Source organism: Armatimonadota bacterium (genome assembly GCA_017993055.1).
Classification (GTDB): domain Bacteria; phylum Armatimonadota; class UBA5829; order DTJY01; family DTJY01; genus JAGONM01.
The window spans coordinates 1-14,017 of sequence record JAGONM010000056.1; the positions used below are offsets into that span (position 1 = coordinate 1).

The following is a 14,017-nucleotide window of genomic DNA, read 5'->3' on the forward strand; positions in this document are numbered from 1 at the left end:
GATCAACCTGGTAAAGGGCAAGATGAGCGTGAGGGCATCGATAAAACAAGCCTGCTGGGACACGTCATTCCTGGAGGCGATCTTTGTGGGGACCTAGATGGCTATCAACAACGTGCGTTCGCCCTGCCGTCATTGCCAACTCCGGCGAGATTGTGCTAAACTCAGGAAGCACGAAGAGGAGAGTACGCATGGCGCTCAGTGATCTGGTCAACGAGAATATATGCCGGCTGAAGCCCTATTCCCCAGGCAAGCCGATCGAGGAGGTAGAGCGCGAGTACGGGATCAAAGACCCGGTCAAGCTCGCGTCGAACGAGAACCCTCTCGGCCCGTCCCCGAAGGCCGTCGAGGCGATGAGGACCGCCCTCCAGACCGTCTCACTCTACCCTGACGGCGCCTGTTATCATCTGAAGAAGGAGCTTGCGTCTCACTGGGGGGTCGGCGAGGACATGCTCTGCATAGGCAACGGGTCGGACGAACTGATCCACTACATCGGCGTCACGTTTCTATCGGAAGACGATGAGGTGATCCAGGCGGATCCGTCGTTCGTGCGCTACGAATCCGCAGCCGTCCTTAACGACTGCAGCTGCATCATGGTGCCGCTGAAAGACTATACGCACGATCTCGATGCGATGGCGGACAGGATCAACGACAGGACCAGGCTGATCTTCATAACCAATCCGAACAACCCGACCGGCACGATGGTGACCGCGCGGGAACTCGAGCGGTTCATGTTGCGCGTCCCTGAACGAGCGCTAGTTATATTCGACGAGGCGTACTACGAGTACGTCGAGCGCGACGACTACCCAAACACGCTCAACTACGTCATGGCGGGCCGAAATGCCGTGATCCTGCGGACGTTCTCGAAAGTCTACGGTCTTGCAGGATTGAGGGTCGGCTACGGGATCGCGCGCCCGGAGATCATCCAGTGTCTGAACCAGGTCCGCGAGCCCTTCAACGTCAACAGCATTGCGCAGGTGGGCGCGGTTGCCAGCCTTCGGGATCCGGATCAGGTTGCCCGCACTCGCAGGGTCAATTCCGAGGGCAAGAAGTACCTCTACAGGGAGTTCGAGGCTATGGGCCTGCCTTTCATACCCACCGAGGCGAACTTCGTCATGTTCGATACGAAGAAGCAGTGTCGTCCGCTTTTCGAAGAGATGCTTCGGCGCGGGGTCATACTGCGAACGGGCGACATATTCGGCATGCCGACTTGGTTCCGGGTGACCATCGGCACGCAAGAGGAGAACGAGAGGTTCGTGACCGCGCTGCGCGAAGTGCTTACGCTCTGCTGAACAGCGGTCGGAAGTCCCCGAGCGGCGGGTTGCCCCGTCTCCTTCTCTTAACTCTCCACTCCGGGCTTAGAAGGGTCTTCCCATGATCATAATCCTGTCATCACAGGCAACCGACCAGAACGTAGATGAGCTGATCGCGAATCTGAAGGGTCGCGGCTACGGCATCCACCTCTCGCGCGGGGTCGAGAAGACCATCATCGGTGCGATCGGAGCGCCCGAAGAGGACAAGGTTCTCATCGCCCAGCAGATCGAGTCCATATCCTACGTCGAGCGCGTCGTCCCCATCCTCAAGCCGTACAAGATCGTCGGGCGGGAGTTCCACCCGGAGAAATCGGTGATCAAGGTGCGCGATGTGAGCGTCGGCGGCGAAGAAGTCGTCGTGATGGCCGGGCCGTGCTGCGTCGAGACCGAGGATCAGTGCCTCCGGACGGCAAGGTTCGTTCGGGCGGCGGGTGCGAGAATCCTCCGGGGCGGCGCCTTCAAGCCGAGCACTTCGCCCTACAGCTTCCACGGCCTCGGCGAAGACGGGCTGAAGATACTCGATATCGCGCGTGCCGAGACGGGCATGCCGATCGTCACCGAAGTCCTCGACCTGCGCGACCTGGAGATGGTGGCGAAGTACGCCGACGTCCTGCAGATCGGCACGCGGAACATGAGCAACTTTTCGCTGCTCAAGGAGATCGGCAACATGCGCGTGCCGGTCATGCTCAAACGGGGGATGTCCTCGACTATAGAGGAATGGCTGCAGGCGGCGGAGTACATCGCCGCGCGCGGCAATTACGATATCATCCTCTGCGAGCGGGGCATCCGCACGTTCGAGACTTATACACGGAACACCTTTGATATCAACGCCATACCTGCGGTCCAGCAGCTAAGCCATCTGCCCGTGGTCGCCGACCCGAGCCACGGCACCGGCCGGTGGAGCCTTGTATCTCCCGTCGCGAAGGCGGCTGTCGCTGCCGGAGCGGACGGTCTGATGATCGAAGTCCACCCTGAGCCCGAGAAGGCCCTCAAGGACGGTGTGCAGTCGCTCAAGCCGGAAACGTTCGCGCAGTTCATGAGAGAGCTTCACCCACTGGCGCTGGCGATCGGCAGGAAGGCGGGCTGGAGTCCCGATGCCTGACCCCCCCGCGTTCAAACGCGTCGCCATTCTGGGAGTCGGTCTGATCGGCGGATCGTTCGGCATGGCCCTTCGCGCCAAGCGGATGGCACGAGAGGTCGTCGGGATCGGTCGAAGCACCGACCGCCTGCGGATGGCGGCCGATCTCGGCGCGGTTGATTCATGGACCCTCGACATCGAGGAGGGGGTCCACAAGGCCGATCTGTTCTACATCGCCACCCCGGTTCGTTCGGTGATCCCGCTCCTGGCCGAAGCGCTTCCATTCCTCGACGCGAACTGCGTCGTTACCGATGCCGGGAGCACAAAGAGCGAGATTTGTCGGGCGGCGACGGAACTGCTCGAAGAGCGTGCGGCGTTCGTCGGCGGGCACCCGATGGCAGGCTCGGAGGAAGCGGGGGTCTCCGCCGCTAGGGCCGATCTGTTCGAAGGTTCGACCTACGTGCTGACTCCCGACGCGGAGACAGATTTCGATGTCGTTCGGCGGATATCCGCGACCATCGAGGGGATAGGTGCCCGCGTGGTCACCATGGACCCCGATGAACATGACAGGTGCGCGGCGGTCGTGAGCCATCTGCCGCACGTCATGGCGGCGGCTCTTGTCCTGCTCGCGCAAGAAGCGGCCGAGCGCAATCCGGTGCTGTTCGAACTCGTTGCCGGGAGCTTTCGCGACATGACGCGCGTAGCGGCCAGCCCGCCCGTCCTCTGGCGCGATATATGCCTGACGAACGCAAGCGCCGTAGGCGAATCGGCGGCGGGGCTCTTCTCCGCCATTGTCCGCGCGGTCGAGTATATGAGGTCCGGCGACTCGGAGTCCCTTGGGCGGTGGTTCGCCGACGCGAAGGCCGCGCGCGACGAGTTGTACGGGTGTTCAGAGTCGCAGGATCAGGGTCCGGCATCGGACTTCTCCGTCCCGCAGCCCTGAACACCGAACCATGCACTCCTGCTCAACCGATGCCCAGACAGCTTTCCATAGCCATAGACGGTCCGGCGGGATCCGGGAAGACGACCATCGCGCGAGAGGTCGCCCGCAGGCTCGGGTACAAGTACATAGACACCGGGGCAATGTATCGAGCCGCCGCCTGGAAGTCGCTTGAACTCGGCATACCGCTCGAGGACGAGAAACGCATTGTGCAGATGGTCGAGCGCATGGACATCCGGTTCGAGGTCGGCGACGGCTCCCGGATACTCGCCGACGGTCAGGATGTCTCGACCGCTATCCGTACGCCGGAGGTGACTCGCCTTTCCTCGCCGATATCGGCAATACCTGGTGTCCGCAGGCGGCTCGTCGCGCTCCAGAAAAAGATGGGAGGGGAGGGCGGCTGCGTCATGGAGGGCCGGGACATCGGTTCGGTCGTAATGCCTCACGCCGAAGTCAAGGTCTTCTTGACAGCCTCGGTCGAGGAACGCGCGCGCCGCCGTTACGCCGAGATGCTTCATTCCGGGATGCACGCAGACCTCGTCACTCTCAGGGGCGAGATCGAGGAGCGCGACCAGCGTGACAGCACACGCGCCCACAGCCCGCTCACTCGCGTACCGGATGCCGTCGAGATCGCCACCGACGGGATCACGATCGAACAGGTGGTCGAGATGGTGATGTCGCTCTGCCGGGAGAGATTGGCAGGGTAAGATGCTCTACCGTTTTGGCAGGTTCCTGAGCAGGCTCCTCTTTACTCTGACCGGCCGGCTGGAGAGCATCGGCTCGGAGAGCATCCCGGAGGCTGGAGGCGTGATCGTCTGCTCAAACCATATCAGCCATCTCGATCCGCCCGCGGTCGGCGCCGGAATGAGTCGGCAGGTCCACTTCATGGCGAAAGAAGAGTTGTTCAGAGTTCCGGTTCTCGGTGAGTTGATTCGGAGGGTCGGCGCGTTCCCGGTCCGGCGCGGGACGGCTGACCGTCGGGCGCTCAAGCGCGCGATCGAACTGCTGAATGAGGGCCACGTGGTCGGCTTGTTCCCCGAAGGCACGAGGAGCACCGACGGCAAGTTGCGGTCTCCTGAGCCCGGGGTTGGTCTGATCGTACTGAAGAGCGGTGCGCCGGTCGTCCCGGCGGCCGTGAGCGGCACGAATCGAGTGCTTCCGTCGGGTTCGAGCCGTCTAAGACGCCATCGGTGCCGGGTCGCCTACGGAAGCCCGATGCGTTTCGATGACCTCGCCGGGTCATGCGACCGGTCCGCCGTCGAGGAGGTCGGCCGCCGGATCATGTCCGCGATTGCCGAGCTTCAATCACCGCAGGGTAGCTGACTCTCTCTGGTCGGCGGCGTAGCCTCCACCAGACCCGCGGTCACTTTTCTTTACGAAACCGGTCGGACTTTCTTCATTTCTGTTGACAGGGTGGTTCAAAGTAAGTATACTGTAATAAAGAATCGGGTCGGCAGGGTCTTCTCCGGGTATCCCGATTCCGATGCTCGTGGCCGAGCAAGCAAGCCTGAGTCGTGCCTTCCTACGGTTATGGTCGCCTTGTAACGGTCTTTGCACCTCGATCTGCTGACGGCCCGAACCGTATCGAGCCGGGCGGTCGTCAGGCGTGTTCGGCGTCATCCGGGCATGCAGTCGTTCAGATATGTATCTGCCGCGACCGTTTCTCCGGGCCGTTGCGCCTCACGGAGTTCACCGGCGGGATTCTGCTGGAGTTCGCGAACCTTTGACAGCGAGAGGACTACACAAGTGGCCAAGCAGAAGGTACTGGTTGTCGAAGACGACCCCAACACGTGTGATCTGGTACGGCTCCAACTCGAAGGCGCCGGATACGATGTGGTCTGCGCATTTGGCGGGAGGGATGCCCTAAACTCAGCCCGCGATGAACGGCCTGATATCATTCTCCTGGATATCGTTCTCCCCGAACTGGATGGCTTAGAAGTGTGTCGGGAGGTTCGCCGTTTCAGCAACACCCCGATCATGATGGTCTCCGGCCGAGATGAGGAGTTTGACCGGGTTCTGGGCCTCGAACTCGGTGCCGACGACTACGTGACGAAGCCTTTCAGTACGCGCGAGTTGGTTGCCAGGGTGCGCGCCGTCCTGCGCCGCTCGAATGATGTCTCCAAGCCGGAGGACCAGCAGGTGGTCAACCTGCCCGGATTCTACCTCAACGTCCTGTCTCGCGAAGTAAAGGTCAACGACAAACGGGTTGACCTCACTCCGAAGGAGTTCGACCTCCTATGGCACCTGGCCAGCAACCGTGATCGTGTATTTACCAGGGAACAACTGCTGAAGCAGGTCTGGGACTACAGCGAGTTTTTCGGCGACGAGCGCACGGTGGACCAGCACGTCAAGCGGCTCAGGCGCAAGATCGAGGTAGACCATTCACCCTGCAGAATAACCACCATCTGGGGCGTCGGCTACAAGTTCGAAACCACGGCCGCGACCGCCTGATCTGAGCCTCGAACTGCAAGCATCCTAGACGGAGCGCCCCGCGGCGCTCCGTCTTGTCGTTTCCCGCGTCCTCGTCAGTCTCGCTACAGCATTAAGGAATGACCGGGGAACTGTCCGATAATAGGTATGATACCTCGGCGAATCCGCCTCCTTGACACTGCTCCGGCGCCGTGCTATGGTTGCGCTGAACGGATTCGAGGTGGGTTTCGCCGGAAGAACCCCGGACGGAAGGGAACTCATAGGATATGGATATCTGCGTGATCGGGACAGGCTATGTCGGGCTTGTGACTGGTGCCGTGTTCGCCGACCTTGGCAACGATGTCGTCTGCGTGGACGTCAACCCCGAGAAAATCAACAAACTCAACCAGGGCATCATGCCTATCTACGAACCGGGCCTTGAGGAAATGGTGGCTCGGAATGTGGAGGACGATCGCCTGTCCTTCACGACCGATCTCGGGGCCGGTGTAGAGAAGGCAGAGGTCGTATTCATCGCTGTCGGGACGCCCCCTGGGCCTGACGGAGAGCCGGACCTCTCGCAGGTCACGGAAGTCGCCCGCGGCGTCGCAAAGCACCTGAACCGCTACAAGGTCGTCGTGAACAAGAGCACGGTCCCGATCGGCACCGGTGATCTCGTGCGCCGGATCATTGAGGAGAACCGGCGCCGCGAGGTGGATTTCGACGTCGTCTCCAACCCGGAGTTCCTGAGAGAAGGCTGTGCCATCAACGATACGCTCTATCCGGACAGGATTGTCATCGGCGCTCCCTCGCAGACCGTCGCCATGAAGCTGCTGGAGCTATACGCCCCACTCGAGCGTCCGATGCTGATCACCGACGTGACGAGCGCCGAGATCATAAAGTATGCCTCCAACGCCTTTCTCTCGATGAAGATATCGTTCATCAACTCGATCGCAGGGCTCTGCGAGACTGCCGGAGGCGATGTGGGCCAGGTCGCGAAGGGCATGGGCTACGACAAGAGGATCGGGGATCAGTTCCTGCAGGCCGGACTCGGGTTCGGCGGCTCATGCTTCGGTAAGGACGTCAAGGCTCTCGTTCATACCTGCGCCAAGTACAAGTGCGACAACTCCCTGCTCAAGGCCACTCTCGACATCAATACCGATCAACCGCAGCGGTTTGTGGCACGGCTGTCCGAGGCACTCGGCGGCGTTGCGGGAAAGACGATCGGCGTACTCGGCCTGGCGTTCAAGCCGAATACCGATGACATGCGCGATGCCAAGTCCATAGAGATCATCGGCAAGCTTCTTGACGGCGGCGCCGCCGTCAAGGCCTACGATCCTATCGCGATCGAGAACTGCCGGGGAATATACCCGGACATCGCTTACTGTGAGAACCCCTATCAGGTGGCCGAGGGCGCCTCCGCCGTGCTCCTCGTCACCGAGTGGAACGAGTTCCGCTTCCTCAATATGGAGAAGCTCCGGGATTCCATGGAGCGCCCCCTGCTCTTCGACGGGCGCAACATGTGGGATCCAGTCCGGATGAAGCGGCTCGGGTTCGAGTACCACAGCATCGGCCGCCTTACCCCGAACGGGAATGGCAAGCGGTGACCAGCGAAGAATGAGTCGGTTGGGGCGGCCGCATCGGCGAGGCCGCCCGAATCCCCAATCACCGGCCCCTGATACCTAATCCCCAACCCCTGAGCATCCGATAATGATACACGTGGGACCAATCGCTTGACTCCATTGTGACTCCCACTCAAGTTTACTGGAGGTGTATCCACGTGTCGCGATCAGAGAATGTCGGCCGCACGGAGTGCTACAGCAGAGGCATGGGTCTCTATGACAGGGGTCTCTATGCCGAAGCAATCGCGGAGTTCGAGCGCGTGCTCAAGAGCGTCTCGCAGCAAGACGCTCCGGAACGGAAGCTGGCTTCATTCTACATGGGCGAGTCCTACGCGAACCTCGGGCTGGCCCACCTTCGGATGCGAATGTATCAGCGTGCTGAGGAGGAACTCAGGTTCGCTCTGGTGCTCCACCCGGAGTATGCTGATCTCAACTTCCACATGGGTGTTGTCTACTACAAGCAGGGCAAGCTGGAGGACGCCGCACTCTCGTTCGAGAAGGCTATCTCGATCAACCCCGGCTATGCAAAGGCCGTCCTCTACCTCGGCCTCAGCCGACTGCAGCGCCACGACCCCGCAGGCATCGCCAACGTCCGCGAGGCGGCGGAAATGCAGCCCGCCTACCGTGATGCGAGGTATGTCCGAGCCATGGAGATGTGGGAGGCCGGAGAGCCTCGCCAGACGATCCTTCTGATCGAAGACCTAGTCGAGACTGACGTGGACGCCAGTGCCCGGCTGCAGGAAAGAGGACTTGAGTTTCTGCGAGAGGGGAAGTACGATGAGGCGGCCGAGGTTCTTTCGGAAGCCGCCGACATGCACCCCCAGTACGCCGATATCAGAAACTATCTCGGACAGGGCTACCTCGGACAGGGTATGGTAGACCTGGCGATGGGTCAGTTTCAGAGAGCCCTGGACATCAATCCAAGCTTTGTCGGCGCGCGCATGAACCTTGCCGCTGCATACGAGCAGGGCGGACGTCCGGAAGATGCCAGATCCGAGCTGAAACGAGTGCTCGAGATTGATCCCACCAATCTGGAGGCGGAACAGCGCCTTCTGAGACTGGGTTGACCTCGGTCGCTGCCGGGTGACAGTCAGGCAATCCGCCGAACGCCATGAGCACACCGCCGTGCGCATGGCGTTTTGCCTGAGAAGGTAAGCAGGCGATAGCCGTGCTTGCGGAACATTGACAACTATCTACTAAGGGTATATACTCGCACTTGCGATGAGCAAGTCTGACCCAGGCATGCGGTTCGATCTCCTCAAGACCTCCGGCGATACGGCTGCCCGGCTCGGCAGGCTGACCACCACCCGCGGCGTCATCGAGACTCCGGTCTTCATGCCCGTCGGCACTCAGTCTACCGTCAAGGCGATGACACAGGACGAACTCGAGGAACTCGATTACCGCATCATCCTGGGCAACACGTATCACTTGTACCTGCGCCCCGGACACGAACTCATAGCGAGAGCAGGGGGTCTGCATGAGTTCATGAGTTGGCCGAGGTCAATCCTGACGGACAGCGGCGGGTTCCAGGTGTTCAGCCTGCAGGATCTCAGGCGCGTGAATGAGGACGGAGTCGTCTTCAGATCCTACATAGACGGTTCCAGCCACACATTCACTCCCGAGAGGGTGATGGAGATTCAGGCAGCCATCGGCGCCGACATCGCCATGGCGTTCGATGAGTGTCCGCCCTATGCGAGCAGCTACGAATACACACGGGAAGCCACCGAACGGACGCATCGCTGGGCCGAGCGGTCCATGGCGGCCGCGAGCGAAGGCCAGGCGGTATTCGGCATAGTTCAGGGAGGCTGCCACAGGGAACTGCGCGAGTGGAGCGCCGGGTTCATCAGCGGCCTTGATCTTCCCGGCATCGCGATAGGGGGTGTCTCCGTCGGTGAGCCGAAAGAAGCCATGCGCGAGGTCGTCGGGTGGACCGCACCGCTGCTTCCTTCGGAGAAGCCGCGCTACCTGATGGGTGTCGGTACCCCGGTTGACCTGATAGATTTCGTGATGATGGGCATGGATATGTTCGATTGTGTACTTCCGACGAGGCTCGGAAGAAACGGCTCGATGTACACGACCTACGGGCGCATCAACATCAAGAACGCCAAATACGCGGACGATTTCACTCCGCTCGATCCTGAATGTGCTTGCTCGACCTGCAGGCGGTATACGCGGGCCTACATCCGGCATCTCTACAAGTCGGAGGAGATGCTCGCCGGCAGGTTGGCGACGTACCACAACCTGTACTTCTACCAGCGTGTGATGCGCGGCCTGCGAGAGGCGATCCAGGCAGACCGGGTGCCGGGTTTCCGACGTGACTTCATGGCGAAGTGCGCGGCGGAAGGTGACGCGTAAGCGCGGGTCGCGGGAAGCAAGGACTCCATCGGGCCCGACAAGGGAATGGAAAAAATGGCTCAGCTCACTCTCAGGGACGTGAAGCGCGATCTCCGAGTCAGGACCTATATCGAGAAGGCCAATGAGCAGATGAACGCCATCGGGTACACCGAGCACGGCTTCCGGCATGCCGTAATAGTCGCCGGAATGGCGCGGAGCATTCCTCGCAAACTCGGGCTTCCGGCGCGGGAAGCTGAACTCGCGGCAATCGCCGGTTACCTGCACGACATCGGCAACGTGATCAATCGGTGCACCCATCCCGAGACCGGCGCTGTCCTTGCCGAGACGATTCTGTACGGCCTGGGGATGTCTTCCGGCGAGACGGCGATCATTATGGGCGCTATCGGGAATCACGAGGAGGACAACGGCTTCCCCATCAACGACGTCGCCGCGGCGGTCATTATCGCCGACAAGTCCGACGTGCACTTCACTCGCGTACAGAACCCGAACCCTCGTGCGTTCGACATACACGACCGCGTCAACCATGCGGTCCAGAAGTCGTTCCTCCGTGTAGATCCCGGGGAGCGGATGATCAGCCTCGAACTTACGGTAGATGTCGAGTCGGCCAGCGTGATGGAGTACTTCGAGATCTTCCTGCTGCGAATGGTGATGTGCAGGCGCGCGGCGGACGTGCTGGGGTGCAACTTCAAGGTGGTCATCAACGGCCACGATCTGTAGTGCAGGGTTGTGTGCGTTCGCATTGAGTGGGCGGCGTCGCCCGTCCTGTGCGGATCACTGTCGGCTTGAGTTCATTGACAATGGGCCGACTCATCTGTATAATATGTCTGTTTTGCCGCCGGTTGCGTGGCAGTTTCGCAAGACCGGCACACAATGACCCAGCGGGTATACCCGGGAGGATATTATACCTTGAGAAATAAGCAAATCTGGATATTCCTGTTCACTCTGGCGCTCGTCGTCGTATCCATAGTGACGATCGTCAAGGTGCCGACGAAGCAGGGTCTCGACATCGCCGGAGGCACCCGACTGGTACTTGAGGCGCAGACCGACAAGCTCGCGGAGGGCGACAAGTGGGGTCCCGAGAAGCTTCAGGCCGTGCTCAAGATCATCGAACGCCGCGTCAACACCGTCGGCGTCAGCGAGCCGATCGTTCAGCCCAAGGGTGAGAAGCAGATCATCGTCGAGCTTCCGGACGTAGACGACCCTGAGGAAGCTGAAAAGACACTGAAGTCGACCGCGCAGATGGAGTTCAGGTACTTCCAGAACGTCAAGAGCGACCGCCACAAGAATGCCCCGATCACCATGGACGTCGAGCCGGACAACGCCGGCAACGACGTATACGTCTTTACCGACAAGGAGGGCAACGACGTTCCGGCGGCCAAGATACTGGGGACCGCTCCGCTCATCATCACCGGTAGAGATCTCAAGCCGAACTCCCAGGCCCAGAAGGATCCCTATGGCAAGAACTACGTCGCCATCGAGTTCAACAGAGACGGCCGCAAAGCATTCGCGGACTTCACAAGGCGTCACGTCGGCGACTACCTGGCCATAATCCTGGACAACGAGATCATAAGCGCGCCGGTGATCCGAACCGCTATCCTCGACGGCAAGGCGATTATCGAGGGCGGGTTCAAGGATGTGCAGGAAGCGACCAGGCTGGCCGAACTGCTCAACGCAGGCGCTCTGCCCGTTCCGCTCGAGGTCGTCCAGAAGCAGACGGTAGAGGCGTCGCTCGGCAAGGACTCAGTTGACAAGAGCGTCCGGGCCGGTCTCATCGGCGTAGCCATACTGATCGTGTACATGATAGGGTACTATCTGCTTCCGGGACTGCTGGCGGATATTGCCCTCATCATCTACGCCCTGCTCACGATGGCGATCTTCAAGGCCGTGCCGGTCACTCTGACGCTTCCGGGGATCGCCGCCTACATCCTATCCATCGGCATGGCGGTGGATGCCAATGTCCTCATCTTCGAACGCCTGAAGGAGGAACTGCGCAACGGAAAGACTCTGCGCGCGGCGATTGACGCCGGCTTCTCGCGCGCGTTCACTTCGATTTTCGACTCCAATATGTGCACGGCTATCACCTGTGCGATCCTCTGGGTCTACGGCACCGGTCCCATCAAGGGATTCGCCACCGTGCTCTTCCTCGGCGTCGCGGTCAGCATGTTCACGGCCATTACCGTCACGCGTTCCATGCTGTATCTGCTGGTCAACACCGGCATGGCGACCAACCCGAAGTGGTTCGGTCTCGGGCGGCAGTGGGTATCCGGCAAGACCGGCCACGGCGTGGAAATCGTAGGTCGTATGTACCTCTGGTTCGCCATCAGCGCGCTTTTCCTCGCTCCGGGACTGTACTACTGGCTCGGTGCGGGCACTCTGCACAAGGGCATTGATTTCACCGGAGGCAGCATGATGCAGCTGGAGTTCAAGCGGGCTGTTACGCGTGCCGAGGTCCAGGGTGTTCTTGACGGCATCGGAGGACTCGAAGGCAGCATGGTCCAGAAGTCTACGGAGGACGACAAGGTCGTCTTCGTACGGACCAAGCACATGTCTGCGGAGAAGATCGAGTCCGTCAAGAGCGAACTGAAGAGCAAGATAGGCGATTTCGAGATGCCGAGCCTCGAACAGGTCGGTCCGACGATCAGCCGTGAGTTGACGGCGAATGCGGTCAAGGCGGTGCTGTTTGCTTCGATTGCCATCGTCCTGTACCTTACTGGCCGGTTTGCCATCTATGGTCTTGCCTACGGCTTCCGTTTTGGAGTCTGCGCGGTCCTCGCCCTACTGCATGACGTGGGCATCGTCATAGGTGCGTTTGCCATCTTCGGCAAGTTCTTCGGCTGGGAGATAGACAGTCTGTTCATCACCGCCTTGTTGACGATAATCGGTTTCTCCGTTCATGACACGATTGTCGTGTTCGACCGCATCCGGGAGAACTTGCGGCATCGGGCCAGGGGGGAGACATTCGATGGGCTGGTGAACAAGAGCATCGTTCAGACTTTCGCCCGCTCGATCAACACGTCATTGACGGTACTTATCACTCTTGCGGCGTTGCAGGTGTTTGGCGCACCCGTTACATCCAGATTCGTGGCAGCGCTTCTCATCGGTATCTTCGTCGGGACGTATTCCTCGATATTCGTTGCCAGCCAGTTCCTGGTTCTGTGGAACAGGTTCACCGAGAAGGGGCGTACACCCGCCATCGAGGAGCGTCCGATGGTCGCGTCGGCCAACGGCGGCGGCGTCGCCTCCATTGACACAGGCACGATCGAATCCGCGGAGAGCAAGGCCAAGTCTGCCGCCTCGAAGAAACGTCGGAGACGTTTCTAACTCGATCCGCAGATCCTGACTCAACAGAGCCCGCGACCGTCCTCCAGGCCGACCGCGGGCTCTCTGTCTTTGACGGTATATTGCCTTCTCGCTCGGAAATGCATTACTATGTGGTCAGCACTTGGAGGTATCAGCTAGCCAATGCTTGGCACGAAACGCTGGGAGATCCCGACGCCCGAAGCTGAACTCGACGAAACGTTCTCGCGCGAGGTGCCCGTCTCGCGTGTTCTGAGTACCGTTCTGTGGAACAGGGGGATTCGGACCGCGGAGCAGGCGCGGAAGTTCATCAACCCCACGATGGCCGATCTGCACGATCCGGGGCTCTTCGACGGCATGGATCTTGCCGTCGCGCGCGCCAGGCGGGCCATCGAGCAGGGCGAGAAGATAATGGTCCACGGAGACTACGATGCGGACGGCATCACGAGCACCGCACTGCTGGTGCGCGTGCTCTCGGCAATCGGCGCGGATGTGACCTGGTACGTTCCTCACAGGCAGCGCGACGGCTACGACATCCGTCCGCCTGCTATCGAGGCCGCCCGCGAGCAGGGTGTCGGACTCGTCATAACCGCCGACTGCGGAACCTCCGCCGTCGAGGCCGCCGACCTTGCCAGGTCGTGCGGGATTGACCTGATAGTCACCGATCACCACGAGCCCGCCGCTGAACTTGCCGATGCGTTCGCGCTCATCAATCCGCTCAAGCCCGGGTGCGCGTACCCATTCAAAGATCTCGCCGGAGTGGGAGTAGCGTTCAAGTTTGCGGAGGCCCTGGTCCGTGACTGCGGATACGACGTGGAGGCTTACCGTCGGAAGTTCATAGACCTCGTGGCGGTCGGCACGGTCGCGGATGTAGTACCGCTTCTCGGCGAGAACAGAATCCTGGTCAAGTTCGGTATGGAGGAGATCGCAAGGACCGGCAAACTGGGTCTCAGGGCCCTCGTTGACCGGTCCGGTCTGGGCGCGAAGGGGATCACCAGCCGAAACATAG

12 protein-coding genes are annotated in these 14,017 nt (G+C 60.7%); all 12 read left to right on the forward strand.

What is annotated here, in order from left to right; all coding sequences use genetic code 11:
- Positions 1 to 188: 188 nt before the first annotated feature.
- Entirely contained in the window at positions 189 to 1,289 is a 1,101-nt protein-coding gene (locus KBC96_14635) for a histidinol-phosphate transaminase (GenBank protein ID MBP6965630.1), read from the forward strand.
- An 82-nt stretch (positions 1,290 to 1,371) separates the two neighbouring features.
- Positions 1,372 to 2,412: a 3-deoxy-7-phosphoheptulonate synthase gene (gene aroF, locus KBC96_14640; protein ID MBP6965631.1), complete on the forward strand. Its 1,041-nt coding sequence runs from the start codon at positions 1,372 to 1,374 to the stop codon at positions 2,410 to 2,412.
- Positions 2,405 to 3,331, forward strand: coding sequence for a prephenate dehydrogenase/arogenate dehydrogenase family protein (locus tag KBC96_14645; protein MBP6965632.1), 927 nt, complete (start codon positions 2,405 to 2,407; stop codon positions 3,329 to 3,331). Before aroF ends, KBC96_14645 begins: the two co-directional genes overlap by 8 nt.
- A 29-nt stretch (positions 3,332 to 3,360) precedes the next feature.
- On the forward strand, positions 3,361 to 4,035 hold the full coding sequence (locus KBC96_14650) for a (d)CMP kinase (protein MBP6965633.1): 675 nt from the start codon (positions 3,361 to 3,363) through the stop codon (positions 4,033 to 4,035).
- A gap of 1 nt (position 4,036) precedes the next feature.
- Positions 4,037 to 4,651, forward strand: a complete 615-nt coding sequence (locus tag KBC96_14655; GenBank protein MBP6965634.1) for a 1-acyl-sn-glycerol-3-phosphate acyltransferase — start codon at positions 4,037 to 4,039, stop codon at positions 4,649 to 4,651.
- Positions 4,652 to 4,954: 303 nt separating this feature from the next.
- Positions 4,955 to 5,779, forward strand: coding sequence for a response regulator transcription factor (locus tag KBC96_14660; protein MBP6965635.1), 825 nt, complete (start codon positions 4,955 to 4,957; stop codon positions 5,777 to 5,779).
- A gap of 245 nt (positions 5,780 to 6,024) precedes the next feature.
- Positions 6,025 to 7,341 carry a UDP-glucose/GDP-mannose dehydrogenase family protein gene (locus tag KBC96_14665; GenBank protein ID MBP6965636.1) on the forward strand — a complete coding sequence of 439 codons (1,317 nt, stop codon included), beginning with the start codon at positions 6,025 to 6,027 and terminating at the stop codon, positions 7,339 to 7,341.
- 173 nt (positions 7,342 to 7,514) lie between these two features.
- The gene (locus KBC96_14670) at positions 7,515 to 8,423 is read left to right on the forward strand and encodes a tetratricopeptide repeat protein (GenBank protein ID MBP6965637.1); all 909 of its coding nucleotides are present in this window, start codon (positions 7,515 to 7,517) and stop codon (positions 8,421 to 8,423) included.
- Between the two features lie 175 nt (positions 8,424 to 8,598).
- A complete protein-coding gene (gene tgt / locus KBC96_14675) occupies positions 8,599 to 9,711 on the forward strand; it encodes a tRNA guanosine(34) transglycosylase Tgt (GenBank protein MBP6965638.1) in 1,113 nt (370 codons plus the stop codon).
- A gap of 54 nt (positions 9,712 to 9,765) precedes the next feature.
- Positions 9,766 to 10,428, forward strand: a complete 663-nt coding sequence (locus KBC96_14680; protein MBP6965639.1) for an HD domain-containing protein — start codon at positions 9,766 to 9,768, stop codon at positions 10,426 to 10,428.
- Between the two features lie 189 nt (positions 10,429 to 10,617).
- The gene (gene secD / locus KBC96_14685; protein MBP6965640.1) at positions 10,618 to 13,032 is read left to right on the forward strand and encodes a protein translocase subunit SecD; all 2,415 of its coding nucleotides are present in this window, start codon (positions 10,618 to 10,620) and stop codon (positions 13,030 to 13,032) included.
- A 141-nt stretch (positions 13,033 to 13,173) separates the two neighbouring features.
- Positions 13,174 to 14,017, forward strand: an 844-nt coding sequence (locus tag KBC96_14690; protein MBP6965641.1) for a DHH family phosphoesterase, incomplete at its 3' end; no start/stop codon positions are given.

Coding starts and splice junctions, on each gene's coding strand:
- KBC96_14635 (MBP6965630.1), top strand. CDS start 189: ATGGCGCTCAGTGATCTGGTCAACGAGAATATATGCCGGCTGAAGCCC.
- aroF (MBP6965631.1), top strand. CDS start 1,372: ATGATCATAATCCTGTCATCACAGGCAACCGACCAGAACGTAGATGAG.
- KBC96_14645 (MBP6965632.1), top strand. CDS start 2,405: ATGCCTGACCCCCCCGCGTTCAAACGCGTCGCCATTCTGGGAGTCGGT.
- KBC96_14650 (MBP6965633.1), top strand. CDS start 3,361: ATGCCCAGACAGCTTTCCATAGCCATAGACGGTCCGGCGGGATCCGGG.
- KBC96_14655 (MBP6965634.1), top strand. CDS start 4,037: ATGCTCTACCGTTTTGGCAGGTTCCTGAGCAGGCTCCTCTTTACTCTG.
- KBC96_14660 (MBP6965635.1), top strand. CDS start 4,955: ATGCAGTCGTTCAGATATGTATCTGCCGCGACCGTTTCTCCGGGCCGT.
- KBC96_14665 (MBP6965636.1), top strand. CDS start 6,025: ATGGATATCTGCGTGATCGGGACAGGCTATGTCGGGCTTGTGACTGGT.
- tgt (MBP6965638.1), top strand. CDS start 8,599: ATGCGGTTCGATCTCCTCAAGACCTCCGGCGATACGGCTGCCCGGCTC.
- KBC96_14680 (MBP6965639.1), top strand. CDS start 9,766: ATGGCTCAGCTCACTCTCAGGGACGTGAAGCGCGATCTCCGAGTCAGG.